Origin of the sequence: Meiothermus granaticius NBRC 107808 (assembly GCF_003574355.1) — a bacterium.
In the GTDB taxonomy this organism is placed as follows: domain Bacteria; phylum Deinococcota; class Deinococci; order Deinococcales; family Thermaceae; genus Meiothermus; species Meiothermus granaticius.
In genome coordinates this window covers 1-23,171 of record NZ_QWLB01000002.1, presented here as the reverse complement: position 1 = coordinate 23,171, position 23,171 = coordinate 1, and the positions used below count along the sequence as shown (strand labels likewise).

The following is a 23,171-nucleotide window of genomic DNA, read 5'->3' as shown; positions in this document are numbered from 1 at the left end:
GGGGCACTCCCAGCCCCTACAATCCTCAGCATGCGGCCTGCAATCTCTACCTTGGTGCTGGTGCTGCTCGGCGGAGTTCTGGCGATCTCCTTTGGCTCGATCTTGGTGCGGCTGGCCACCGAGGCCGCCGGTACCCAAAGCCCGGGGTTCAGCCTGGTGATGAGCGCCCTGCGGCTGAGCCTGGCTGGGCTGCTCTTGCTGCCGGCGTGGCGTGGCCTGAGGGATGCCCGGCCCCAGCCTGGGGCCTGGGGATACGCCCTCTTGGCGGGAGGGTTTTTGGCCCTTCACTTCGCCACCTGGATCACCTCAATCTCCCTGACCTCCATCGCGGCCAGCGTAACCTTGGTCAACACCAATCCGGTGTGGGTGGCCCTCATATCCTGGGTCTGGCTCGGCCAGGCCCCCAAACCCCTCACCCTTGGCGGGATCGCCCTGGCGGTGCTCGGAGGGGCGGTCATTGCCCTGGGGGACTCCTCAAACCCTGGCACCAACCCCGCTTTGGGCAACCTTCTGGCAGTGCTGGGTGGGGTTGCGGCCTCGTTTTACTTTCTGCTGGGCCGAGAAGCCCAGCACCGGGGTCTTGGTATCGGGCTCTATATCGCGGCCGCCTACAGCACGGCCGCTCTGGTTTTGCTGCCCGTCCCGCTGCTATTCCACACCCCCTACACCGGCTATCCGCCCCAGACCTACTTATGGATTGCCCTGATGGCCCTGGTTCCACAGCTCCTGGGGCACAGCAGCTTCAACTGGGCGGTGCGTTGGGTGGCGCCGGTACTGGTCACGCTGGTGATCCTGCTCGAGCCCTTGGGGGCTAGCCTATGGGCCTACTGGCTGTTCAAGGAGTTGCCGGGGCCGCAGGTGCTGTTGGGGGCTGGGGTGCTGTTGACGGGGGTGGGCCTGGCGGTGCTGGGAACTCGAGCGTAACACCGGTATAACGCCCTACAGTCTAAGATGACCCCAAGGAGGCCGAGATGCTGAAGGGACTTGCGGCTGTGCTTGGAGTTGCCCTGTTGGGGATGGGGTGGGCTGGGTGTGAACAAGCCTACTTCCCGGTAAAGGAGGGCTGGGTCTGGACCTATAAATCCAGCCCCGAGGGTAAAACCCAAACCATGCGCTTCAGCGGGGTTTCGCCCGCGGGGTTTACCTACGTTACCCAACTGAGCAACGGTTCGGTGGAAACCCGCTGGAAATGCGAGGCGGGTGGGTTGGCCGCGCTCGAGTTCGCCAGCTCCAACCTGGGAGGGCAGAACCAGTCGGTGAACTTCAAAACCGTAGGGCGCAAGGGGGTGATGCTCCCCAACACCCTCGGGGTCGGCAGCCAGTGGAGCTACAGCTTCACCCTCGAGGGTGCAATGAGCGGTGGCACCCTCACCGACCATATGGAGACCCTCAACAAAGCGGTGGGTTTGGAAACCATTACCGTACCGGCGGGAACCTTTAAGGCCTTGAAGGTCGAGAGCACCTCCACCCTGAAGATGGGCATGAACGTAGGCGGGAAAACCAGAGATCTGCCCAGCAACACCATTCAGTCCACCAGTTGGTACGCCAAGGGGGTGGGAATGGTTAAGAGCGTCACCGCAGGGGTGACCCTCGAGCTGGTCAGTCTGAAGAAATAGCCCTTCAACCCAGCCAGGCCGGCCCAGGTTAGACCCGTCGGGCCAGAATGGCTGAAGAACTTTTATATCTTCCTCACCTCTCTCCTGGTGGGGCCGGTTTATTCTGGCAGGGTGCGCAAAAGCCATATTTCCCTTCCCATAGCAGCACTTTTGCTGATCCTGGCTGCGTGTTCCTCCGGCTCTAAAACCGTGAGTGTGAGCATCGCCTCGCCCAATCCGCTCAACCTCGTCGTGGGTAGCCAGGTGCAGCTCAGCGCCAACGTGAGCGGGAGCAGCAACATCGCGGTCACCTGGAGCAGCAGCAACCCAGGGGTTGCCTCCATCAGTACGACCGGTTTGCTGAGCGCCCAAGCCCCAGGCTCGACGGTCATCACCGCCCAAAGCGTGGCCGATTCCAGCCAGAAGGCAACCCTTAGCGTAAACGTTCAGCCCGCTTCCACAGGTGGAACCAACAGCATCAGCGGCACGGTCAGTGTGGGGGCGGCAGCCAGCAGCCTGGCCCAGAGCGAGTTTGTACCGGGCGAGCTGATCGTCAAGTTCAGGAGCGGGGTGAGCCTGCAATCGGTGCAAACCCTCTCGGCCGGTGGGATCCAGCTTCAGCAGGTGCGCCCCCTGAGCCTGGCCAACACCTATCTCTACCGCACAACCCCAACCCGCGAAGCCGTACTCCAATGCCTGAACGAGCTGCAAGGGCGCTCCGACGTGGAATACGCCCAACCCAACTTCATCCTGCGGCCCCAAGCCACCCCCAATGACCCTCGCTTCCCCGATCAGTGGAACCTCCCCGCCATCAACGTTCCTGCCGCCTGGGACCTCACCAAAGGCTCGGCGAGCGTGGTGGTGGCGGTGCTCGACACCGGGATCGTCTCGAGCCACGAGGACCTGAGCAGCAAGCTGGTCCCCGGCTACAACTTCATCTCCGACTCCAACAACGGAGGGCCTCGAGGCCCCAACCCAGAGGACACCGATACCGGGGGGGAGTTCCACGGCACCCATGTGGCTGGGATCATCGGTGCGGCCACCAATAACGCCAAAGGCATCGCCGCGGTCGGTTGGAATACCCGAATTCTGCCGGTGCGGGTGATCTCAGCCAACGGGGGCACCACTGCCGACATCATTGATGGGCTGCGCTGGGCGGCCGGGCTCGCGGTAAGCGGGGTCCCCAACAACCCCAACCCCGCGGCCATCCTCAATCTGTCGCTGGGCGGCCCAGGCCGCTGCAGCGACTCCCCTGCCCTGCAAAGCGCCATCAACGACGCGCTGGGCCAGGGGGCCATCCTCACCGTGGCTGCGGGCAACAGCAGTGTGGACGCCACCACCTTTACCCCAGCCAGCTGCTCCGGGGTGATCACGGTAGGGGCTACCGACCGCAATGGCAACCGCGCTTCCTACTCCAATACCGGTCCTCGCATTGACCTGATGGCCCCTGGGGGGGATGCGAGCAACGGCATCCTCAGCACCATCAACAACAACAGCTACGGCTTCCTGGCCGGCACCTCACAAGCCGCGCCCCACGTGGCCGGGGTGATCGCCCTGATGAAAGCCATCAAACCCAGCCTGGGCGCAGGAGAGGCCCTGAGCATCCTCAAGAGCACCGCCAAGGCCATCGGCTCCTGCGGCGGCAACTGTGGCGCAGGGCTGATCGATGCTGGCGCCGCCCTCAATCAGCTCAGCCCCCCCACTCCCCAGAAGGGCCTGGCCCTAAGCGCCAGCCCCAGTGCGGTAACCCTCACCCTGGGCAATAGCGCCAGTGTGAGCGTGAGCCTGAGCATCATCCGAACCAACTTTAGTGACCCCGTAACCCTGAGCCTGAGCGGTGTCCCCAGCGGGCTTAGCGCCACCCTGAGCAGTTCCAGCGTGAGCGGCAACAACGCAACCCTGACCCTGGGCCTCTCTGGTAGCCCTGCCAGCGGGGCTTATTCCCTGACCATCAGCGGCAGTGGCGGTGGGGTAAGTGCCAGCACCACCGTGGTGGTGAACGTGGTTCCGGCCACCCCTAGCCCCGCACGAGATATTCAAGGGACCAAGATCTATTTCGATGCGGTGACCTCACAAACCCCACTGACCATCACCCCAGACTTCAACCCGCTGGGGATCGGCCAAAGTGGGCTGGCCGCCCCATACCGGCGGGATAACCTGGACTCTGGGGTGATCGGCTACCGGGTCTCGGCCTGGAAGGATGTCAACGGCAACGGCCAGCAAGACGCGGGGGATCTCTTCGCCTGGTACACTGTAAACGGCAACATCGCAACGGTGCCGGTGGGATCGCAAAACATCAACCTTCAGCTCCAGCCGATTCTCTCCACCACGTATACCCGCGACCAAATGCTCAGGGAAATCCGTGAAAAGGGGCACCCCTCGAGGTAAACCCTTAGACCCTCGAGGTAACCCCTCAGCCTTCCACCGCTAAGGATTTCTCCCGCAGGGCCAAGAGACCCTGCAGCGGTTTTTTGCGGCTGATCTCGAGGGTTAGCCGCAGCATATAGACCACCGCCGCGGCATCCCAGGCCTGGGGGCGGCAGGCCGCCGGGTAGGGCACGGGGGGCTCTCCCTCCTGCTGGGCATATCCCCCGACCAGTTCGGGCAGCCGCAGGTCTGGCTGGGTCAGCCCCAAGCGAAAGAGGGCCTCGGCCACCTGCAGCGCCTCATCGTAAAAGCCATAGCGCAACAGCCCGCCCGCGAAGAGCGCGGTGTCGTGCGGCCAGACCGAACCATTGTGATAGGAAAGCGGGTTATAACGCACCTCGCCTGCTCCCAGCGTGCGCAAACCCCAGCCGCTCCACAGGGGCTGGGAGAGCAGGGTCTGTACCAGTGCCGGGGCCATCTCCTGAGGCACAATCCCACTCCACAGCAGATGACCGGGGTTGGAAGACAGCACCCCCAAAGGCCGCTTTTCCCCATCCAAAGCCATGGCATAGGTGTTCCGCTCGGGCAGCCAGAACTTCTGGTGGAACTGGGCTTGCAACCGCGCGGCGCGGTCTTCCCAAGCCCGTGCCTTCTCGGACCGGCCTATAGCCTGATAAAACTCGGCGGCGGCCTGATAGGCCGCGTAGGCGTAGCCCTGCACCTCACACACCGCCAACGCGCCCTGAGCCAGCGAACCATCCCGGTGGCTCTGGGAATCGCCGGAGTCTTTCCAGGACTGCACAGTAAGGCCCTTTTGGTTAGGGCTAAACTCCAAAAGCCCATCCCCATCGGGGTCAGCGGAGCTGGTCATCCAGGCTAAGGCCGCCTCCCAGTGGGGTTGAAGGGCCTGAACCAGGGTGAAATCCCCGGTGCTGCGCCAATATTCGTGCAGCAGCAGCACGAACAGTGGGGTGGCGTCTACGGTTCCGTAGTAACGGCTAAACGGTACCTTGCCGGTACGAGACAGCTCTCCCAGCCGAACCTCATGCAAAATTTTGCCGGGCGCCTCGTCGCGAAAGGGGTCTGTGGTCTGCCCTTGGTGCTTGGCCAAGTAGGTCAAAACCCCCTTGGCGACATCGTCAGCCCAAGGCAGGGCCATGTAGGCGGTCAGCAGGGCGTCGCGTCCGAAGGGGCAGACATACCAGGGAATCCCTGCTGCCGGGAATAACCCCTCTGGCAGCGAGAACAGCAGGGCTCGCAGATCGGTGATGGCCTGCTCGAGCACCCGTTGAGCCTGCGGGTTTTCCAAGCGGTGTGGAAAGCGGGCCATCCAAGCCGCATAGCTCGGCAATGGAGCCCCCTGAGCGTCGAAGGGGCTTTGAAAGCGAGCCTTGACCTCGAGGCACACCTTCTCCTTCGGCTGTAGGGCGAATCCCCAGTTCAACGAGGGCGACTCCGGCACAATTTCCAGGTGTGTGGCCAGCTCGAGGCCATCCTGGGCGGTGTAGTGCAGCCCAGTTACGCTGCGCTGCAGGGTATGCCAGCCCCTGGCCTCAAACAAATCGGCAAAATCGGCCTGAATCTCCAGGCTCAGCTCGACCGATTGCGGCTCCAGCGAGGTGTTCTCGAGCTCGAGCCGGTCCTGGAACCCCCCCCGGTATAGCCGCAGCTCGCGCCGCAGCCCCACGGTTTGCGAAGGCCCCTCGATCCAGCTCCAGTGCTGCACCAGGTGGTCGGGACGGGGGGCTTGCGAAACCAGCAGGCTGAAGTTGGACAACCGCCAGCGATAGCGCGAGAGGTACCGGGTATCGTGTCGGTAGAAGCCACGCTCCCCCCCATCCACCATCCCCTGATCGGACAAAACTGCGTAAGTATCGTCTTCTTTTAGCGGCAGCATAGCAAGACCTGGCCAACAGCCTAAACCCTGGCCATGAGGCGGGGGTCAACCTTTGAGCGCACTGGTCGAAACCCCTTCAACGAAGTAGCGCTGGAACACCACAAAGAGAATCACCACGGGGATCATCGAAAGGAACGCGCTGGCCAGCATCAGCCCCCAGTCCCCGACCTGGCCATAGGCATTGCGGAAGAAGGAGAGGCCCAGGGGCAGGGTATAGCTGTCCTGTTGGGCCGCCAACACCACCTGGGCCTTGAAAAACTCATTCCAAACCCCCTGAAAGGTCAGGATGGTAAGGGCTCCCAGGGCCGGAGTGGCCATGGGCAGGATCACCCGGAAAAAGGTCACCAGCGGGTTGGCGCCGTCAATCAGGGCAGCCTCCTCAATCTCGCGGGGGATGTTCTCGAAAAACTGCTTCATCAAGAAGACCCGGGCCATATCAATCCCAATCCAAATCACCAAACCCCAGATCATCCCCAACAAGTTTAGGTCGCGCAGGACAAGATAATTAGAGATAAAGGTGACCTGCGCCGGGACCGCCAAGAGCAGGATGATGGCCCCGAAGATGAGGTTCTTTCCGGGCAGGTACATCCGGGCCAGGGCATAGCCGGCCAACGAGGCGAAGACCAGGTTGATCAGCACCGCGCTCAACGAGACCACAAAGCTGTTGAAGATCCAGCGCAAAAACAAGCTCTGGCCGGTATTGGGGTTTCGGGCCTCATTGAAGACCCGCACGTAGTTGCGGAAGGTGTAGCCGAAAAAGCCTGGGGTAGCGCTGTCCCAACTGGCCACCCGGCCCCGACGCTCGAGGCGGTTGGGATCGAGGGTGGCGCTGTAGAAGCGCTGGGAAAGGGGGGCCTCCACATCCAACGGCAACCGTGGGGCCGTGGGGCCCGTGCCGGGGTAGGTGATGGTGAAGCGGTAGCGCACGATCTGGCCCTGTTGTCCATCCAGCACCGCAGGACTGCGGCCCGCCTCCGCTACAGGAGAAACCTTGGCATACTGCGAGGCCTGGACTTCCTCGAGCACCGCACCAATTCCGGCACCCGCCCGGCGGGTAGGCACGGTCACGCTGGGGCTTACCGGCTCGGTTCCCTCTGGCACAAAATAGCTCACCTCGAAGGGCACCTGAGCCCCCGGTTTAAAACCACCGAGCCAGGGGTTTCCAGCCCCCAACTCGCCCAAGCGCCAGGCTTCCGCCCAGTTATGGGGCATGATCTGGGGAAAGGTGTAGCGGAAGGGATACTCGAGGGGGTTGTCCTTCAAGCTGCCCAGAAAGGCCACGTAAAACGGCCCAATGAACAACACCGCCAAGGCCAGCATCGTCCCGTACACCCATCCCGCCCGGGCCCAGCGCTGCCGGGCCAGGAAGCGCTCATCCAGCGTGCGCTTGGGGCTTATGGTTTGCGTCGCCATGGGACCTCCTCTAGTAGCTCTTCTCTGAAATCCCCAGCAGACGCTGCAGCCCCACAATGGCAAAGGTCAGCAAGGCCAGTACCAGCGCCGCCGCCGAGGCAATCCCCACATTGCCGGGCACGTTGGAGTTGAAAACGTTGTTATAGACAAAGTAGGCCAGCACGATGATCGAATCCAGCGAGGCGGCATTGCCCATTAGGGCCACCTGGTCGTACATCTGCAGGGTTCCGATCAGCGACAGGGTGACCACCAAAAAGGTCACCGGGCGTAGCATCGGCACGGTAATGCGAAAAAACTGCTGTATGGGGTTGGCTCCATCAATCGCCGCAGCCTCGTAGATGCTCTTGGGAACATCCTGTAGCCCGGCCAGGAAAATCAGCATCAGCGTGGGGATGGTAGTGAAGATGTTGAGCATCATGATCGCCCATAGGGGAATTGGGATGCCCAAAAAGCTGTTGGTCTCCGACAGCCAGGCTAGAGTGGGCTCGGTCATGGGCCGGGCGGTGACCAGCCCGGTCGCGCTTAGAACCCAGGTCAGGACCAGGGCCACCAGCAGTGAGACCGTAGCCAGCGCTGGGTCGGTAGGAGCCACCGGTAGCCCCCGGCTCCGCTCCCACCCCACCTGCACCCCCTGGGCCAGGATGAAGAGGCCCCCCAGGGTCAAAAGGATGGGGGCATAGGCACTCACCCAAGCCAGCAGGTTGTTGAGAAATCCGGTCTTCTGAAAAAACCAGATGGCAATCACCGTGACCGCTGCCGAGGAGAGGATGCTGGGCACATAGTAGACCGTACGAAAAAAGGTGATGCCCTTAAGGCGTTGGTTAAGCACCGCGGCCAGAGCCAGGGCCAGGAAAGTCTGGATTACTGTGACCACCAGGGTGTAGGCAATGGAGTGCTGTAAGGCCAGCAAAAATCGGTCATCCTGAATCAGGTAGGCATAGTTGCGCAGCCCCACAAAGTGGGGGGTATTGAACAAGCCCTTATCGGTAAGGCTGAAATATACCGCTCGAGCAAACGCAAACCCATGAAAAATCAGCAGGTATAGCAAAAAGGGGGCGATGAACATCAGCGCGTAGAGCAGTTCGGTGCGTTGGGCTCTGCGCATGGGCTCCTCCAGGTGGGGCCTCGGGGAGTGGGGTGGGTGCCCCACCCCACTCCCCGACCGCGGGAAACCGGTCTCGAGGTCCTATTTCATGAGTCGGTTCAGTTCGTTCTGGGCATCGGCAATGGCCTGATCCACGGTTTTCTTACCGGTGATCACGGCCTGCATGGCCTCATTGAAGGGGCGCTGCCAATCAGCGGCGTTGTACTTGCCAAACTTGTAGGGCAGCACCACCCCACCCATCTGGGTTGAACCATTGAACACCACCCGGTTGAGTTCGTTCTCTTTGCCCGGGCGTTGGAATACCGCACTGGTGGAGAGGGCCTTGCGGCTGGGCAGGGCCAGGCCACGGTTGAGCACCCAGTTCTGGGCTTCAGGGCTGGTAAGGGCCTTGAGCACCTTGATGGCCGCGTCCTTGTTCTTGGAGGCTGCGTTGAGGCTCCAGGAGACGGTGAAGATGAAGTTGCCGCGCTTTTTGGTCTGCGGATCGAGCGGGATATAGGTGCTGCCATAGTTCATGTTGGGGGCCTTGTCGCGCAAAAACCCACCGATCCAGGCACCCTCAATGGCCACAGCCGATTTCTCTGCCCCCAAGCAGCCGCCGGTCCAGCCTTCCCCGAGATCTGGGGCGAACTTAGCCGCCCTGTCCTTGACCAAGGAGGTGTACCAGGTGAAAGCCCGTTTGAAATTGGCGTCCAACATGGTCTTGCCCTGAGCATTGATGGGCTTCCAGCCGGCAGCATAGGCAAACTCACCGAAGCGGGCGTAATCCGCCACCACACAGAGGCCGGCTACATCCTTGAGGGCGCTCTGCACCTTGGTCAGCTTGGCCTTGAAGGTGTCCCAGGTGTCGGTTTGGTTGGGGTAGGGCACCTTGGCCTCATCGAAGAGGTCTTTGTTGTAGACCACCGCCAGGGTGTTGAAGTCCTTGGGGATGCCGTAGAGCTTGCCACCGATGGTAAAGCTCTGCACCAGGCTCGAGATGAAGGGGGCAATATCGGCCTTGCTGAAGTACTTGTCCAGCGGCTCGACCTTGCCCGAAGCGAAGATCGGCTCGGAGACGTTCACGTCTACATAGAACAGATCGGCGGCGGTCCCGGCAGAGAGCGCGTTGAGCAAGGAGGCGTTGTAATCGCCTTCGATCCCTTCGTAAACAGCTTTAATGCCCTCTTTCTCCAGGGCCGGGTTAACCACCTCTTTGAGCAGGTTGCTGACCACAGCGGTGTTGTCCCCGCCAAACCCCGCCAGCCGCACCGTGGTCTGGGCCAAAGCCCCGCCCAGCACGCTCAGCAACACGCCTATCACCACCCATCGCTTCATAGAACCCTCCTAAGACTGCTAAGACTGCGCTTCCCAAGCGCGCACTTTGTTTCAGCCGAACAGCTTGAGTTAACCTAAGGATCAGGGGCCTAGGGCATCCGGTTGGTAGCGGCTGCTGCTACCCCGCACCACCAGTTGCACCGGAACCCGCACCCCACGGGGTTGGGCCCCGGCCATGCCCTCTTTGAGCAACCCCACGGCGGTCCGGGCGATCTCAGCGATGTCCTGGCGCACCGTGGTCAGCATGGAGCCGATCTCGGGTAGATCGTCATACCCGACCACCGAGACCTCGAGCGGAACACTCACCCCCACATCCTCCAGCGCGGCCAGCGCCCCCACCGCCATCTCGTCGGAGGCCGCAAACACCGCACTGAAGCGCAACCCTCCCTCCCAGGCCCGGCGCAGCCGCCGATAGGCCGTGAGGGTCGAGAAATCCCCGTCCAGCACCAGTTCCTCCCGATACCCCACCCCATAGGCGCTCAGGGCATTTCGATACCCGGCCAGGCGCTCACGCCCGGCCTGGTGCTGGGGTTGTCCGGTCAGGTGGAGGATATCCCGATGCCCGAGCTCGAGCAGGTGTCGGGTGGCCATATAACCACCGGCCAAATCATCCGGGGCCACGCAAAAGGTGCCGGGGTACACCCCGATCAGGGCGAAGGGAATGCCTTGAGCCGCCAAGCGCTCCAAACGCGGATCGTGGTCGTGGGCCCCCATCAGCACATAGGCCCGGGCAGCCTTGAGCGGCAACCCCACAGGATCGGTGGGGATTTCCTCTAGGCGCATTCCCTCGCGCCACACCGCCTCCGCCAAATGCTCAAAAAAGAGCAGGTAGTACGGGATATAGCGCCGAACCTCAGGGGCCAGCAGGATCCCTACGGTCTCGGTATGGCCGGTGAGCTCCCGGGCGGCCTGCATGGGCGTGTAGGCCAGCCGCTGCACCGCCTCGAGCACCCGTTCGCGGGTCTCGGGGTGTACCCCCGGTCTGCCGTTGAGCACCCGGCTTACCGTTCCAGTGGAGACCTGGGCCACTCGAGCCACATCGCTGATGGTGGGCGAACGCCGATGTTCCATAGGATGTTTGTAATCGCTTACAAAATGACAAGGCCAGCTTAATTCCGGGGCTTCATTTTGTCAATACGGGATTATTGATAAAATCCTTCAGCTTAATTCTGTATGCTTTTTGTAAGCGCTTACAGACAGGGGGTGGTAAACACACCTCCTCCCCCGGCCCCGCTTGGTACGATGGAGTCCGTTATGAAAGGTTTGATTCTCGCCGCGGGGCGCGGTACGCGCCTCCGCCCGCTCACCCATACCCGCCCCAAGCACCTGTTTCGCATCGCGGGAAAACCCATCATGCACTATGCCCTGGAAAACCTTCGGGAGGCGGGGATTCACGAGGTGGGGATCGTGGTCTCCCCCTACAACAAAGAGGACTTCCAGCAGTCGCTGGGTAATTTTCCCGGAATCCAGCTCGAGTACATCGTGCAGGAAGAAGCCCTGGGCTTGGCCCACGCGGTGGGGGTCACCCGCAATTGGTTGGGGGAAAGCCCATTTGTGCTCTACCTGGGCGATAACCTCTTCCAACAGGGGATCAAGCCGTTTGTGGAGGCCTATCGGCCTGGGGTCAGCGCGGTGATCGCCTTGGTACAGGTGGAAGACCCTCGGCAGTTCGGGGTGGCGGTGGTGGAGGAGGGGCGGATTGTAAAGCTGCTGGAAAAGCCCAAAGAGCCGCCTTCCAACCTGGCTGTGGCCGGGGTGTATGTGTTTGGGCCGGAAATCCTGGAGATCATCGCCCATCTGAAGCCCAGCGCGCGGGGTGAGTATGAGATCACCGACGCCATCCAAGGGTTGATCGATAGCCACCGAACCGTGTTGGGGCAGGAGATCAAGGGCTGGTGGAAAGATACCGGGCGGCCTGCGGATCTGCTAGATGCCAACCGCCTGCTGCTGGTGGAACAAAAAAGCTCGGTTCCGATCCTCGAGGGCGAGGTGCACCACAGCCAGATCACCGGGCGGGTGGTGGTGGAAGCAGGGGCCCAAGTGCACAATTCCACCATTTTGGGGCCAGCCCACATCGCCAGTGGGGCCAGGCTCGAGGGGGCCTATATCGGGCCCTTTACCTCGGTCGGCCCAGGGGCGGTGGTTCGGCAGTCAGAGGTGGAGTTCTCCATCCTCGAGGAGGGGGCGGTGGTCGAGCAGGTTCCCATCCGCCTGCACGAGTGCATTCTGGGGGTAGGAGCCAAGGTGATGTGCCGCACCAGTCTACCCAAAGCCCATAAGCTGGTGCTGGGTGATCTGAGTAGCGCCGAGCTGGCTTAGCCCCAGACCGGCTTAAATCCCCCTGACCATCCTCGTTCATGCTGAGGGGGTTAGCAGCCCCGCTGGTTTTAGGGCTATACTCTAGGCATTCAGCATCTAAAGGGGGGTAGGGTATGTGGCCATTCGACAAGTCACTCAAACAGCGGGTAGAAGATGCGCTCAATTCCACCAATGTACTCAAAGACCTGGGCCTTACGGTCAACGAAAATGGGGGCAATGTTTCCATCAGCGGGGCCATTCCCGCCGAAACCTACAAGCGGGCCATCGAGGTCGCGGTGGGGGGGGTCAGCGACATTAAGTCGCTCGATCTAAACGGCCTGATCGCCCCCGAGAGCGTCTCTGAGGAAGCCATCCGGAGCGCCGAGGCCCAGACCCAGCAAGTTGAGAACGCCTCTGCCTTGGCCAAGAAGGTGCTGGCCGCTCTTAAGGCCAATGGTGAGCTCCGCGATGACCCCATTGACGTGCTGCAAAGCGGTAGTGGGGTGGTGTTGCGGGGGGCGGTGGACAGCCAGCACGAGTACAACCTGGCGGTGCAGATCGCTCAGCAAGTGGGGGCGACCGCTGTGGACGCCAACGGGCTACAAATCCACGATGGGGCGAAGGCCAAGTTTGCGGCAGAGAGCGGTTACGTGAATGTTCCCGACGAGTGGTACACCGTCCAGTCCGGAGATACCCTTTCCGAAATTGCCCAAAAGTTTTACGGTGACGGCACTCGCGATAGCTATATGAAAATCGCCAAGGCCAACGGGCTCGAGAACCCCGATCTAATCCGGGTGGGCCAGAAGCTGCAAATCCCCCGGTAGGCCTCACCGGCGGTCAGCGGCGAATGTTTTGGCCCTGACGATAGCGGCGCAAAAACTCCAGATCCTCTTCTACCAGATCCGCCCTCCAGGCCAGGGTTTCTAGGTGGTGGCGTAGCTCGTGGAGGAGAGTTTCCCACACCTCGCCCTCCCAATCAAAGCCGGGGTCGCCCCGGGCGATATAGGCAAAGCTGCCGTAGTAGAGGGCGATGTGGCGCCCAATGCCTTCAAAGCCACCCAGCACCGAGGGATACCCCGCGCTCAGGTATTCCCCCAGCCGCACCAGCTGGGGTTCCTCAGGATCGCGCTTGAGGGGCTCGAGAACGTGCATGCCTTGAAGCCCCCGCTTGTACTCGGCAGGAATCTCTTCCCACAACCGCTCGGCCAGCTCAGCAAAGGCTTCGTAGGTCATGGCTCCCAGTCTGCGGGCCCCACGCAGAAAACTCCACGACTACCCACACACTCATCTTGGCGTGAAACCCTAAGGTGTAGTCCAAAGCATTACAGGAGGTGAGGTATGCCCGTGGTCAAGGTGTTGGAAATCATGGCGGAGTCGCCCAAGAGCTGGGAAGATGCGGTGCAAGAAGCCGTCCGGGAGACCGCCAAAACCGTACGCGGAATTCAAAACGTCTGGGTGCAGGATTTCAAGGCGATCGTGAAAGGCGACAGCATTGTGGCCTACCGGGTAAATTGCAAGATTTCCTTCGTGGTGGAACACACCTGAGGGCCGGCCGGCCATTCAGCGTGCAGCTTTTTGGGCCTGACCCAACCAGTATTTGGCCTCCTTGTTGTCGGGCATAAGTTGCACCGCCTGCCCGTAGGCCTGGACTGCCAGCAGGTAGTTCTGGGTCTCGTAGGCCGTGCGTCCCAGCCAGTACCAGGCCTCCCCAAAGGTGGGGGCCAGCTGGGTGGCCTGCTGGAACAGGGTTAGGGCTTTGTTCTTGTCATTGGGGAAAATCGCCACCCCCTCGAGGTAGGCTTTGGCCGCAGGCAAACCATACTGATTGGCCAGCTGGGCTTGCTTGAGAAAATACCGGTCTGTGGCCGTAGCCCCCGGCGCGCTGGCGATGCTTTGCCAGGTAGCCAGGGCTGCGCTGGCTTGACCGTTCTCGAGCTGGGTGCGGGCCAACCAACGCTGGGCCTCGAGCCACTGGGGGGCGGCCTGAACCGCTTGGGCGAAGTAGGTCTGAGCCTGGGTTTTGTCCCCACCGGTGTAGGCGTCGTAGCCCTGCAAGAAGGCATGGGTGGCCTCGGGACCATAGGACTGGGCCTTGGAGGCCAGGGTTAAGAAGTACTGGTTGGCCCCGCTGGGCTTGATCCCTACGGCTTTTTGATAGTACTGCCGGGCGGCGGCAAAATCGCCCTGCTCGAGGGCAATCCGGCCCAGCCACTCCTGTGGAGCGGCATCCTGTGGGGCATACTGCGCGGCTGTTTTGAAGCGCCCCTCCGCCTCCGCCCAGTTCTGCTGGCGATAAGCCGCATAACCCAGGTTCATCTGCACCAGGGCGATCTGGGCATAGGTGGAGGGCTCGGCCTCTCCCCCGCGCAACTGGAGATATTGGTTCCAGGCTGGATCGGCCCGGATCCAGAACTTGGTCTCGGTGTAAAGCTCAGCCAGCATCCGCCAGGCCTCTGGGGACTGAGGGTCGGCCTGGGTGGCCTGGGTGGCCTTCTCGATGGCTTGCCGCCACAGGGAGACATCCAGGTTGGGGGCTAGGTTTTGGGCCTTAGCCTGCTGGACCAGTTGCTGGGCCTGCTGAAGCAGCTCTTGGGCTGAGGGTTGCTGGGCAAAGCCCAGGCTGAGCAGCAGCAACCCAAGGAGAATCAAGGGGTTCCGCATCGGTAAACCTCCGATTCAAGGTAGCACCGAATTTTCCCCGTTGGCGTAAGGGAACCCACAGCCCCACATATCCTTGAGGAAACCGCAAGAAATGCGGTACACTACCCCACGATGCGAAGGGGAGGGCGGTTTTTTAGGTAGCCTGCGGGAGTGCGGTTGGACTCTCGTGGGCGGCTCTGATGCCGCCCAACGTTTTGATCGGGGAGGCCATGGACACACAAGCGGCACTACAAGCAATCGCAGAGGCCTCGAGCCTCGAGGCCTTACAGCAGCTCAAGGCTCAGTACCTCGGCAAGAACGGGCTGCTCACCGGCGAGATGAAGACCCTGGGCCAGCTTGCGCCCCAGGAGCGGCGGGAGCGGGGGCGGGTGCTCAACGAGATCAAACAGCGCCTGGAGCAGGCCCTGGCCGAGCGCAGCCATACGCTCGAGGCCCAGGCCCTGGAGGCCCAGCTCGAGCAGGAGTCAGTGGATGTCTCCCTGCCGGGGTATGCCTTCCCCAGCGGCGGCACCCACCTGATCAGCCAGATGCAGGCTGAGTTGCTGGGCATCTTCCGGCGGATGGGCTTCAGCGTGGTGGAGGGGCCCGAGGTAGAGAGCGAGTTTTTCAACTTTGATGCCCTCAACATCCCCCCTTGGCACCCCGCCCGCGACATGCAGGACACCTTTTGGCTCGAGGGCTCCAGTGAGTTCCGCATACACGCCCCAGGCGGCCAGCCGACCCGCGACCAGGGCAGGCTGCTGCTGCGCACCCATACCTCCCCCATGCAGGTGCGCTACATGGTTGAGCACACCCCCCCCTTCAAGATCGTGGTGCCGGGGCGGGTGTTCCGCTACGAACAAACCGACGCCTCGCACGAGGCCATGTTCTACCAGCTCGAGGGGCTGGTGGTGGGGGAAGGCATCACCATGGCCGACCTCAAGGGGGCCATCACCGAGCTGGCCCGGGGGCTCTTCGGCTCAGAAGCCCGGGTGCGCTTCCAGCCCACCTATTTCCCCTTCGTCGAGCCGGGGGCCCAGTTTGGGATGTGGTGGGCCGAGCGCGAACGCTGGCTCGAGCTCGGCGGCAGCGGCATGGTGCACCCCAATGTCTTTCGTGCGGTGGACGAGTATCGCGAACAGATGGGCCGGCCCAGGGCCTACGAAACCCTGACCGGCTGGGCTTTCGGCTTCGGCATTGAGCGGCTGGCCCTGCTGCGCTACGGTATCCCCGATATCCGCTATTTCTACCAGCAAAACCGGCTCTCGTTCCTGCGGCAGTTCAAACCCTAGGAGTCGCCATGCCCATCCCGGCCAAGTATGTTCACACCAACCTGGTGGCTCGAGACTGGCGTAGGCTGGCCAGGTTTTACCAAGAGGTGTTCGGCTGCACAGGGGTGCCTCCAGAGCGGCACTTCAGCGGAATCTCCTTCGAGCAGCTCACCGCCCTCCCCGGAGCAAAGCTGCAAGGAGCCCACCTTCGGCTTCCCGGTTATGGGGAGGGTGGGCCCACCCTGGAGATCTTTCAGTATCAGCCGGAAGGGCAAAGGCTCCCGACCGGCGTCAACCATCGGGGCTACGGGCACCTCGCTTTCGCGGTGGAGGATGTACCGAGCGCCCTCGAGGCCGTCTTGGCCGCGGGAGGAAAGGCCCTGGGGGAGGTGGTGACGCTCGAGGTGGCGGGCGGGGCCAAGGTTACGGTGGTCTATGCCACCGATCCCGAGGGAAACATCCTCGAACTTCAGTCCTGGACGAAGGGGTAAACATGCGGATTGTGTACAGTTGGCTGCAAGAATTCCTGCCGGATGCCCCCGGCCCCGAGCGGCTCGAGGAGTTGTTGGCCGGGCTAGGCCATGAGACCGAGACCATCGAGCACCTGCCCGCACCCGACCCCAAGATCGTCTTTGCGCGGGTGCTCTCGGTCCAGGAGATCCCCGGCCTGGAGGTGCGCAGGCTCCTGCTGGACGCGGGTCGAGAAGTCCAGGTGATCTCCGGGGCTCCCAATGCCCGCTCGGGCATTGGGGTGGCCCTGGCCCTGCCAGGAGCAGTATTGCCCTCAGGTCAGGAGCTTTCCGTGCGGAAAATCCAGGGGCTCGAGTCCTACGGGATGGCCCTCTCCCCACGCGAGCTGGCGGTGGGCGAGTACGCGGGAGGGCTGCTGGAGTTTCCCGAGGCGGCCCTGCCCCCCGGAACCCCGCTGGCGGAGGCCTGGCCCGAGGAATCTGTGATCGAGATCGAGATCACCCCCAACCGGCCCGATGTGCTCTCGGTCTATGGTCTTGCCCGAGACCTGGCCGCACTCGGCCTGAGCCTGGTGCACCCCGAGCCCAGACCCAAAACCACAGCGCTGGCCCTGCCGTTTCAGGTGTGGATTGAAGACCCCAAGGGCTGCGACCGCTTCACCCTCTCCTATGCCCGTAACCTGCGGAATGGCCCATCCCCTCTCCGCGCACAGCGCCGGCTCTACGCTGCTGGGATGCGCCCCATCAGCGCGGTGGTGGATGCCACCAACTACACCATGCTCGAGCTGGGCAACCCCCTCCACGCCTATGACGCCCGCTTCCTCGGTCAGGGCATCGTGGTGCGGCGAGCCCGGCCAGAGGAGCGGCTGGTTACCCTGGACGGGGTGGAGCGCTCCTTAGACCCCCGCGACCTGCTCATCACCCTCAAGCAGGGAGACCAGACCCTGCCGGAGGGAATTGCTGGGGTGATGGGGGGTCAGCACAGCGAGGTGCGCCCCGACACCACCGAGGTAGCGCTCGAGGTGGCCCACTTCGACCCGGTCTCCATCCGCGGCACGGCCAAGCGCCAGGGCCTCAAGACCGAGGCCAGCTATCGCTTTGAGCGCGGGGTAGACCCCAACGGGCAGGTACGGGCTGCGCTGCGCTTCCTGGAGCTGGTGCAACAGTGGACGGGAGCGGAGGTTGGAGAGGCGCGCATAGACCTGGACCATACCCAGCCGCCCCAACCGATCGCCTTCTGGCCCAGCCACACCAACCGGCTCATCGGGGTGGAGTTTCCCGCCGATCAGCAGCTAGGGGTGCTGAGGCGTTTGGGCTTTGAGGTTGTGGGCCAGGAACCGCCCTACTCGGTCAGGCCGCCCAGCTACCGCATGGATATGGGCCTCGAGGAAGACCTGATTGAGGAGGTGGCTCGAGTCCTCGGCTATGACCAGATCCCCGTAACCCTGCCGAGCTTTTTTCCGGCCCCGGACAACCTCGGGGTAGACCAGCCCTATCAGGCCAAGGAGCGCCTCAAAGCGGTGCTGGCTGGGATTGGCTTCCAGGAGGTGGTGAACTACTCCTGGAGCTCGCCCGAAACCCTGGCCAAGTACCGGGCCCCGGCCCCCACGGTAGCCTTCGCCAACCCTCAGGCTTCCGACCGCACCCATCTGCGCACCGCGCTGTATCCAGGCTTGCTGCAGACCCTCGAGTTCAACCTCTCGCAAGGCGAGGGCGGGCCATTTCTGCTCTTTGAGCTCGGCAACGTTTTTCAACGGGAGGAAACCACCCACCTGGCCCTTCTGTTGTGCGGCGAGAGCGTGCCGGGGCGCTGGCAGCCGGGGTTGGGGGGTGGGTTTTATGCCTTGAAAGGCCTTTTGGAAAACACTGCAGCTCACCTGGGGGCCAGCCTGAAGGTGCAAAAAGAACCCTTTGCCCACTTGCACCCAGGGATCAGCGGGGCGGTGTACTGGAATGGGCACAGGGTCGGCAGCATTGGCCAGCTCCATCCAGGGATCGCAGCCCAGGTCGAGCTTCCCCCTACCTACCTGGCCGAGCTCGAGCTGCCCCTACCCACCCTCAAGTCTCGCTTCAAGGACGTGGCCAAGTTTCCCGCCGCGCTGCGCGATCTGGCCGTGGTGGTTCCGGAAGCGGTGCCCTATGCCGAGTTGGAGGCCTTAATCCGCGGGAGTGCGGGGGAGGCGCTCGAGGGGCTCGAGCCCTTCGATGTCTACCGTGGGGCCCCGCTGCATCCAGGCGAGAAAAGCCTGGCCTTCCACCTCAGCTTCCGCGACCCCGCGCGCACCCTCACCGATACCGAGGTCGAGGGGTTCATGGCCAGGGTCATCCAGGCCTTGGAGGCCGCAGGGTACGCGATCCGCAAGTAATACCGGCCCCGCCTCACCCAAGGCCTGAGGTGGGGTGCTCTGGGCTCCTTTTGCTTGACTTTTTATAGCGCTATGTCTAATAATACATGGGCGGAAGCGAGAGGAGTTGCCATGAGCACCCAAATACACGGCCTGCACCACGTCACCGCCATTGCAGGGAAGGCCCAGACCAACCTCGAGTTCTACGCCGGGGTGCTGGGGCTGCGCCTGGTCAAGCGCAGCGTCAACCAAGATGACCCCACCACCTATCACCTGTTCTACGCCGATGCCGAAGGAAGGCCGGGTACCGATCTGACCTTCTTCCCCTGGGAGCAGCTGGCCCCCAGCCGCAAGGGGGTGGGGCTTTCGGTGGAGGTGCAGTTGGCCGTCCCTGAGGGCAGCCTGGACTTCTGGGGAGAACGGCTGGAGCGGTACGGGGTGAGGCTGGGCCACCCCGAGGTGCGCTTTGGGGAGAAAGCCCTGCCCTTCCGCGACCCGGATGGCCTCGAGGTGGCCCTGGTGGAAACCCCTTCCCGGGTGTTTACCCCCTGGGAGCGCAGCGAGGTGCCGGAATCTCGGCAGATCCGGGGGCTGCACGGAGCCCGCATCTGGGAGCGGGACCTGCTGGCCACCGCCACCTTCCTGACCGAAACGCTGGGGTTTCAGGCGGCGGGGCGGGAGGGCGGTTGGAGCCGCTTCAGCCTGGATGGTGGGGGCTCGGGCAAGTTCGTGGACCTCAAGGAGTTGCCCAATCTGCACCGGGGCCAGTGGGGCACCGGCAGCATCCATCACCTGGCCTGGCGGGTAGCCGGCCCCGAGGAAGAGCTCGAGCTGCGAGCCCGCATCGAGGCCGCCGGGCGCCGCCCCACGCCTCCGATTGACCGCTTCTGGTTCAAATCGGTGTATTTCACCGAACCCGGCGGGGCCCTCTTCGAGCTGGCCACCGACGGCCCCGGCTTCTCTGTGGATGAAGACCCTGCCCGGCTGGGGGAGTCGCTGGTGCTGCCCCCCTGGCTCGAGCCACGCCGGGCCGAGATCGAGGCAGCGCTGCCCGAGCTGCACCTGCCCTATGCCCCCCAACCCACCCCTTAGGGAAACCCGGCTGGCACCCCATGCATACCCCCCTCAGTTTTGTCCATCGCTTTGAGCCTGGCTCCTCGGAGGCCACCCTGCTTGTGCTGCACGGCACCGGCGGAGATGAGAACGACCTGATCGGGCTGGCCCGAGAGCTGGCCCCCACCGCCCCGCTCCTCTCTCCTCGAGGGAAGGTGCTCGAGAACGGCGCCCCACGCTTCTTTCGTCGGCTGGCACCGGGAGTTTTCGACCTCGAAGACCTAAGGACCCAGGCGGCGGATCTGGCCAGGTTCGTTCAGGGCGCTGCTCAGCAATACGGTCTGGATAGGGACCAGATCTATGCTCTGGGCTACTCCAATGGGGCCAATATGGCCGCGGCCCTGCTGCTGCTGCATCCGGAGATCCTGGCGGGAGGGGTGCTGCTGCGGGCCATGATGCCCCTCGAGCCCCAGCCATTGCCCCATCTGAAGGGCCGATCGGTATTCCTCGCCGCGGGCCGGCAGGATCCGCTGATTCCCCCAGGCTCGGTGGAAACCCTGGCGCAGCGGCTGAGGCAGGCCGGGGCCGACCTCGAGCTGCGCTGGCAGCCAGGGGGACATTCCCTGTACCCCGCCGAGCTCGAAGCGGCCCGAAGGTGGCTGGAGGCCCATCTATGAACCCCACCCTGAAGCTCACCGGCTTGACCCTGCGGGTCCGTGACCTCGAGGCCCAACGGGCCTTTTACCGCGACCTGCTGGGGCTCGAGGAGCTTGGACAGGAAGAAAACCAGGTGCAGCTCACCCCTGCTGGGCGGGGCTTCACCCTAAGCCTGCTCCACGACCCCGCTGCCCCCTTGCGCCCCCAGCCGTCGCTGGGGCTCTACCACTTCGCCCTTTTGCTGCCGGAGCGCCGAGCGCTAGCGGCGGTGTTTCGGCGGCTGCTCGAGGCCCGCTATCCCTACCTTCAGGGGGCCTCCGACCACGGGGTCTCAGAGGCCCTTTACCTGGCCGATCCCGAGGGCAACGGAATCGAACTCTACCGCGACCGGCCCCGGCTCGAGTGGCCCTGGAACGGGGATCGAATCGAGATGCGCTCAGAGCGCCTCGATGTGGAATCCCTCCTGGCGCAAGCCGCGCAAAGCGCCCCGCTGGATCCTCAGACCCTTTTTGGGCACCTTCACCTGCATGTGGCCAACCTCGACGAAGCGGAGCGCTTCTTCACTGGGTTGGGCCTGGTCGTCACCCAGCGCGACTACCCTGGGGCTCGCTTCCTGGCCGCCGATGGGTATCACCATCACATCGGCATCAACCTCTGGGCCAGGGGCCGCACCGCGCCACCGGAGTCCACCGGGCTGCTGGGGTACCGCCTGGCCCTGCAGGGCCATAAACCCCAAACCCTACACGATCCCAACGCTACCCCCGTAGAGGTGTGGCCCCTGTAACCAGCGGCACCCCCACCCCCGGCTGGGTCAGGGGTGCAAAACGTAGAACAGCAGCAGGGCCACCCCCACCGTCACCGCTGAGATGGGGGTGCCGTAGCGTAAAAAGGTCAGGAAGCTGATGGGGTGGCCGGCTCGAGCCGCGATATCCGCCGTCACCACGTTGGCCGAGGCCCCTATCAGGGTGAGGTTTCCCCCCAGACAAGCCCCGATTGAAAGTGCCCACCACAAGGGATCCATACTGGGCCCCAGGGTCTGGCGCAGGTCGCGCAGCACATAGCTCATCGAGATGGTGTAGGGAATGTTGTCCACAAACCCGGAGATGAGGGCCGAGCCCACCCCTACGATCAGCACCCCCAGCTTGAGGTTGGTCCCCATCAGCTCCCGCAGCCACACCGCCAGGGCGTGAAACACACCGGTATGCTCGAGCCCCCCCACCACGATAAACAGCCCCGCGAAGAAGATCAGCGTCACCCACTCTACCCGCTCCAAAAACCAAACCGGGCTGGTGCGCGAGATCAGGGCCAGCAGCGAGGCCATGAAGAGGGCAATCACCCCTGACTCTAGGTGGAGTACCCCATGCGAGAGCACAAACAGGAGCACCGTAAGCGCAAACACACCGACCGATTTCCGCAACAGCGGCCAGTCCACCTCGAGCCGCCCAGGCTCCTCGAGCAGCGCCCGCACCGCTTCCCTCGAGACCCTCTGGTCCAGTAGGCCTTGCCGGGCCAGCAGGAGCTGCATGGCCCCAATCCCGGCCAAAAACGCCAGGGCCACGTAGGGGGCCACATTGACCAGGAAGTCGTTGAAGCTCTTGCCCCCAATCGAGCCGATGATGATGTTGGGCGGGTCGCCGATGAGGGTGGTCGTGCCGCCCAGGTTGGACGCCAACACCACCGCCACCAGAAAGGGCACCGGCGGAATCTTCAGGCGCAGGCACAGGTGCAGCACCACCGGGGCCATAAAGAGCACGGTGGTGACGTTGTCCAAAAAGGCCGAAAAGAACGCGGTGAGCAAGGAGAATACCCACAGGATGCGCTTGGGGCTGCCCCCGGTATAGCGCAGGGCGTGGTCCGCCATCAGGGCAAAAAAGCCGCTCTTGGCCATGATCGCCACCATCAGCATCATCCCGAAGAGCAGGAACATGGTGCCGTAGTCAATTGAGCGCCAGGCCTCCTGTGGGGTCAGGATCCCCAACACCAGCACCGTTGAAGCCCCCAGGAGGGCCGCCATGGTACGGTGAAGGTAGCGCTCGAGGAAAATCAGCACGTAGGTTCCGGCAAAAACCGCCAGGGCCCAGCCCGCCAGGCCCTCCGGAGGGCCCTTATACCCCAGCAGCCCTAAAAGGCCGATGGCCTCGCCTTGCTCCATGGTCTGGATTATATGAGTTCCCTCTGGGTGGGCAAATAAAGGCCAGGCCGCAGAGGAATCGCGTATAATGGCCATTGTCATGCGCAGGATAGGTGTGCTTCCGTGGTTGATGCTGCTGGCCTTGGCGCAGGCTCCCAACACCTACACCGTTCAGCCCAAAGACACCCTCTTCTCCATCGCCAAGCGCTTTGGCACCAGCGTTGAGCTGCTGCTACAGCTCAACAACCTCAGCTCGCCCAGCCTCGAGGTGGGCCAGGTGCTGCGCCTGCCCACCCCCACCGTCACCTACACCGTTCAGCCCAAAGACACCCTCTTCTCCATCGCCAAGAAAAACAACTCCACGGTGGAGGCCATCATGCAGGAAAACAACCTGCAGGGCCCCGCGCTCCGGGTAGGCCAGGTGCTGCGCATCCCGCAGGGGGCGAGCACCCCCTCTTCCCCGCCGTCCCCAGCCCCTAGCCCCTCCCAGGCCGCCTCACCGCCCTCCCCCCCCACTCCCGTCCCGACCCTGACCCCCATCACCCCACTCCCCAACCCCACCCCGCCCGAACCGCCCAAGCCCGCAGACTTGGCCCCCCTACCCGCTAACCC

21 protein-coding genes are annotated in these 23,171 nt (G+C 63.2%); 13 read left to right on the top strand and 8 right to left on the bottom strand.

What is annotated here, in order from left to right:
• Positions 1 to 30 precede the first annotated feature (30 nt).
• The 3 genes from Mgrana_RS00850 to Mgrana_RS00840 all read left to right on the top strand — a co-directional run bounded on the left by Mgrana_RS00850 (position 31) and on the right by Mgrana_RS00840 (position 3,983).
• Positions 31 to 924: a DMT family transporter gene (locus Mgrana_RS00850; RefSeq protein ID WP_119355713.1), complete on the top strand. Its 894-nt coding sequence runs from the start codon at positions 31 to 33 to the stop codon at positions 922 to 924.
• A gap of 47 nt (positions 925 to 971) precedes the next feature.
• Positions 972 to 1,616: a TapB family protein gene (locus Mgrana_RS00845; protein ID WP_119355712.1), complete on the top strand. Its 645-nt coding sequence runs from the start codon at positions 972 to 974 to the stop codon at positions 1,614 to 1,616.
• A gap of 195 nt (positions 1,617 to 1,811) precedes the next feature.
• Positions 1,812 to 3,983: a S8 family serine peptidase gene (locus tag Mgrana_RS00840; protein ID WP_147371282.1), complete on the top strand. Its 2,172-nt coding sequence runs from the start codon at positions 1,812 to 1,814 to the stop codon at positions 3,981 to 3,983.
• A gap of 25 nt (positions 3,984 to 4,008) precedes the next feature.
• Here Mgrana_RS00840 and Mgrana_RS00835 read toward each other — a convergent pair whose 3' ends face one another.
• The 5 genes from Mgrana_RS00835 to Mgrana_RS00815 all read right to left on the bottom strand — a co-directional run bounded on the left by Mgrana_RS00835 (position 4,009) and on the right by Mgrana_RS00815 (position 10,765).
• Complete coding sequence (locus Mgrana_RS00835) at positions 4,009 to 5,859, bottom strand: amylo-alpha-1,6-glucosidase (RefSeq protein WP_119355710.1); 1,851 nt, start codon at positions 5,857 to 5,859, stop codon at positions 4,009 to 4,011.
• 45 nt (positions 5,860 to 5,904) lie between these two features.
• On the bottom strand, positions 5,905 to 7,272 hold the full coding sequence (locus Mgrana_RS00830; protein WP_119355709.1) for a carbohydrate ABC transporter permease: 1,368 nt from the start codon (positions 7,270 to 7,272) through the stop codon (positions 5,905 to 5,907).
• A 10-nt stretch (positions 7,273 to 7,282) separates the two neighbouring features.
• Positions 7,283 to 8,377 carry a carbohydrate ABC transporter permease gene (locus tag Mgrana_RS00825; RefSeq protein ID WP_119355708.1) on the bottom strand — a complete coding sequence of 365 codons (1,095 nt, stop codon included), beginning with the start codon at positions 8,375 to 8,377 and terminating at the stop codon, positions 7,283 to 7,285.
• An 81-nt stretch (positions 8,378 to 8,458) separates the two neighbouring features.
• Positions 8,459 to 9,694 carry an extracellular solute-binding protein gene (locus Mgrana_RS00820; RefSeq protein ID WP_119355707.1) on the bottom strand — a complete coding sequence of 412 codons (1,236 nt, stop codon included), beginning with the start codon at positions 9,692 to 9,694 and terminating at the stop codon, positions 8,459 to 8,461.
• Between the two features lie 81 nt (positions 9,695 to 9,775).
• The gene (locus tag Mgrana_RS00815; RefSeq protein WP_119355706.1) at positions 9,776 to 10,765 is read right to left on the bottom strand and encodes a LacI family DNA-binding transcriptional regulator; all 990 of its coding nucleotides are present in this window, start codon (positions 10,763 to 10,765) and stop codon (positions 9,776 to 9,778) included.
• A 183-nt stretch (positions 10,766 to 10,948) separates the two neighbouring features.
• On the opposite strand from Mgrana_RS00815, the gene Mgrana_RS00810 reads away from it, so the two are divergent.
• Positions 10,949 to 12,013 (top strand): glucose-1-phosphate thymidylyltransferase, encoded by a 1,065-nt coding sequence (locus tag Mgrana_RS00810; RefSeq protein ID WP_119355705.1) that lies wholly within the window; start codon positions 10,949 to 10,951, stop codon positions 12,011 to 12,013.
• A 113-nt stretch (positions 12,014 to 12,126) separates the two neighbouring features.
• Entirely contained in the window at positions 12,127 to 12,816 is a 690-nt protein-coding gene (locus tag Mgrana_RS00805; RefSeq protein WP_119355704.1) for a LysM peptidoglycan-binding domain-containing protein, read from the top strand.
• Positions 12,817 to 12,829: 13 nt separating this feature from the next.
• Here Mgrana_RS00805 and Mgrana_RS00800 read toward each other — a convergent pair whose 3' ends face one another.
• Entirely contained in the window at positions 12,830 to 13,225 is a 396-nt protein-coding gene (locus Mgrana_RS00800) for a metallopeptidase family protein (protein WP_119355703.1), read from the bottom strand.
• 105 nt (positions 13,226 to 13,330) lie between these two features.
• On the opposite strand from Mgrana_RS00800, the gene Mgrana_RS00795 reads away from it, so the two are divergent.
• The gene (locus Mgrana_RS00795) at positions 13,331 to 13,537 is read left to right on the top strand and encodes a dodecin family protein (protein WP_119355702.1); all 207 of its coding nucleotides are present in this window, start codon (positions 13,331 to 13,333) and stop codon (positions 13,535 to 13,537) included.
• A 15-nt stretch (positions 13,538 to 13,552) separates the two neighbouring features.
• Here the strand turns inward: Mgrana_RS00795 and Mgrana_RS00790 are convergent, their stop codons facing one another.
• Positions 13,553 to 14,653 (bottom strand): tetratricopeptide repeat protein, encoded by a 1,101-nt coding sequence (locus Mgrana_RS00790; protein WP_119355701.1) that lies wholly within the window; start codon positions 14,651 to 14,653, stop codon positions 13,553 to 13,555.
• Between the two features lie 209 nt (positions 14,654 to 14,862).
• Here Mgrana_RS00790 and pheS point away from each other — a divergent pair, with 209 nt between their 5' ends.
• From pheS to Mgrana_RS00760, 6 genes are all read left to right on the top strand, one after another.
• Complete coding sequence (gene pheS, locus Mgrana_RS00785) at positions 14,863 to 15,924, top strand: phenylalanine--tRNA ligase subunit alpha (RefSeq protein WP_119355792.1); 1,062 nt, start codon at positions 14,863 to 14,865, stop codon at positions 15,922 to 15,924.
• Positions 15,925 to 15,932: 8 nt separating this feature from the next.
• A complete protein-coding gene (locus Mgrana_RS00780; protein ID WP_206075031.1) occupies positions 15,933 to 16,394 on the top strand; it encodes a VOC family protein in 462 nt (153 codons plus the stop codon).
• A gap of 2 nt (positions 16,395 to 16,396) precedes the next feature.
• Positions 16,397 to 18,739: a phenylalanine--tRNA ligase subunit beta gene (gene pheT / locus Mgrana_RS00775; protein WP_119355700.1), complete on the top strand. Its 2,343-nt coding sequence runs from the start codon at positions 16,397 to 16,399 to the stop codon at positions 18,737 to 18,739.
• A 111-nt stretch (positions 18,740 to 18,850) separates the two neighbouring features.
• Positions 18,851 to 19,810: a ring-cleaving dioxygenase gene (locus Mgrana_RS00770; RefSeq protein WP_119355699.1), complete on the top strand. Its 960-nt coding sequence runs from the start codon at positions 18,851 to 18,853 to the stop codon at positions 19,808 to 19,810.
• 20 nt (positions 19,811 to 19,830) lie between these two features.
• On the top strand, positions 19,831 to 20,448 hold the full coding sequence (locus Mgrana_RS00765) for an alpha/beta hydrolase (RefSeq protein ID WP_119355698.1): 618 nt from the start codon (positions 19,831 to 19,833) through the stop codon (positions 20,446 to 20,448).
• Positions 20,445 to 21,212, top strand: coding sequence for a VOC family protein (locus Mgrana_RS00760; RefSeq protein WP_119355697.1), 768 nt, complete (start codon positions 20,445 to 20,447; stop codon positions 21,210 to 21,212). Before Mgrana_RS00765 ends, Mgrana_RS00760 begins: the two co-directional genes overlap by 4 nt.
• Before the next feature lie 27 nt (positions 21,213 to 21,239).
• Here Mgrana_RS00760 and Mgrana_RS00755 read toward each other — a convergent pair whose 3' ends face one another.
• Entirely contained in the window at positions 21,240 to 22,580 is a 1,341-nt protein-coding gene (locus tag Mgrana_RS00755; protein WP_119355696.1) for an ArsB/NhaD family transporter, read from the bottom strand.
• A 79-nt stretch (positions 22,581 to 22,659) separates the two neighbouring features.
• On the opposite strand from Mgrana_RS00755, the gene Mgrana_RS17185 reads away from it, so the two are divergent.
• Positions 22,660 to 23,171 (top strand): LysM peptidoglycan-binding domain-containing protein (locus Mgrana_RS17185; RefSeq protein ID WP_119355790.1); only part of this gene is annotated, 512 nt, incomplete at its 3' end.

What these genes read in the sequence shown, in the direction of transcription:
- Mgrana_RS00850 (WP_119355713.1), top strand. Translation starts at nt 31, where the DNA reads ATGCGGCCTGCAATCTCTACCTTGGTGCTGGTGCTGCTCGGCGGAGTT.
- Mgrana_RS00845 (WP_119355712.1), top strand. Translation starts at nt 972, where the DNA reads ATGCTGAAGGGACTTGCGGCTGTGCTTGGAGTTGCCCTGTTGGGGATG.
- Mgrana_RS00835 (WP_119355710.1), bottom strand. Translation starts at nt 5,859, where the DNA reads ATGCTGCCGCTAAAAGAAGACGATACTTACGCAGTTTTGTCCGATCAG.
- Mgrana_RS00830 (WP_119355709.1), bottom strand. Translation starts at nt 7,272, where the DNA reads ATGGCGACGCAAACCATAAGCCCCAAGCGCACGCTGGATGAGCGCTTC.
- Mgrana_RS00825 (WP_119355708.1), bottom strand. Translation starts at nt 8,377, where the DNA reads ATGCGCAGAGCCCAACGCACCGAACTGCTCTACGCGCTGATGTTCATC.
- Mgrana_RS00820 (WP_119355707.1), bottom strand. Translation starts at nt 9,694, where the DNA reads ATGAAGCGATGGGTGGTGATAGGCGTGTTGCTGAGCGTGCTGGGCGGG.
- Mgrana_RS00815 (WP_119355706.1), bottom strand. Translation starts at nt 10,765, where the DNA reads ATGGAACATCGGCGTTCGCCCACCATCAGCGATGTGGCTCGAGTGGCC.
- Mgrana_RS00810 (WP_119355705.1), top strand. Translation starts at nt 10,949, where the DNA reads ATGAAAGGTTTGATTCTCGCCGCGGGGCGCGGTACGCGCCTCCGCCCG.
- Mgrana_RS00805 (WP_119355704.1), top strand. Translation starts at nt 12,127, where the DNA reads ATGTGGCCATTCGACAAGTCACTCAAACAGCGGGTAGAAGATGCGCTC.
- Mgrana_RS00800 (WP_119355703.1), bottom strand. Translation starts at nt 13,225, where the DNA reads ATGACCTACGAAGCCTTTGCTGAGCTGGCCGAGCGGTTGTGGGAAGAG.
- Mgrana_RS00795 (WP_119355702.1), top strand. Translation starts at nt 13,331, where the DNA reads ATGCCCGTGGTCAAGGTGTTGGAAATCATGGCGGAGTCGCCCAAGAGC.
- Mgrana_RS00790 (WP_119355701.1), bottom strand. Translation starts at nt 14,653, where the DNA reads ATGCGGAACCCCTTGATTCTCCTTGGGTTGCTGCTGCTCAGCCTGGGC.
- pheS (WP_119355792.1), top strand. Translation starts at nt 14,863, where the DNA reads ATGGACACACAAGCGGCACTACAAGCAATCGCAGAGGCCTCGAGCCTC.
- Mgrana_RS00780 (WP_206075031.1), top strand. Translation starts at nt 15,933, where the DNA reads ATGCCCATCCCGGCCAAGTATGTTCACACCAACCTGGTGGCTCGAGAC.
- pheT (WP_119355700.1), top strand. Translation starts at nt 16,397, where the DNA reads ATGCGGATTGTGTACAGTTGGCTGCAAGAATTCCTGCCGGATGCCCCC.
- Mgrana_RS00770 (WP_119355699.1), top strand. Translation starts at nt 18,851, where the DNA reads ATGAGCACCCAAATACACGGCCTGCACCACGTCACCGCCATTGCAGGG.
- Mgrana_RS00765 (WP_119355698.1), top strand. Translation starts at nt 19,831, where the DNA reads ATGCATACCCCCCTCAGTTTTGTCCATCGCTTTGAGCCTGGCTCCTCG.
- Mgrana_RS00760 (WP_119355697.1), top strand. Translation starts at nt 20,445, where the DNA reads ATGAACCCCACCCTGAAGCTCACCGGCTTGACCCTGCGGGTCCGTGAC.
- Mgrana_RS00755 (WP_119355696.1), bottom strand. Translation starts at nt 22,580, where the DNA reads ATGGAGCAAGGCGAGGCCATCGGCCTTTTAGGGCTGCTGGGGTATAAG.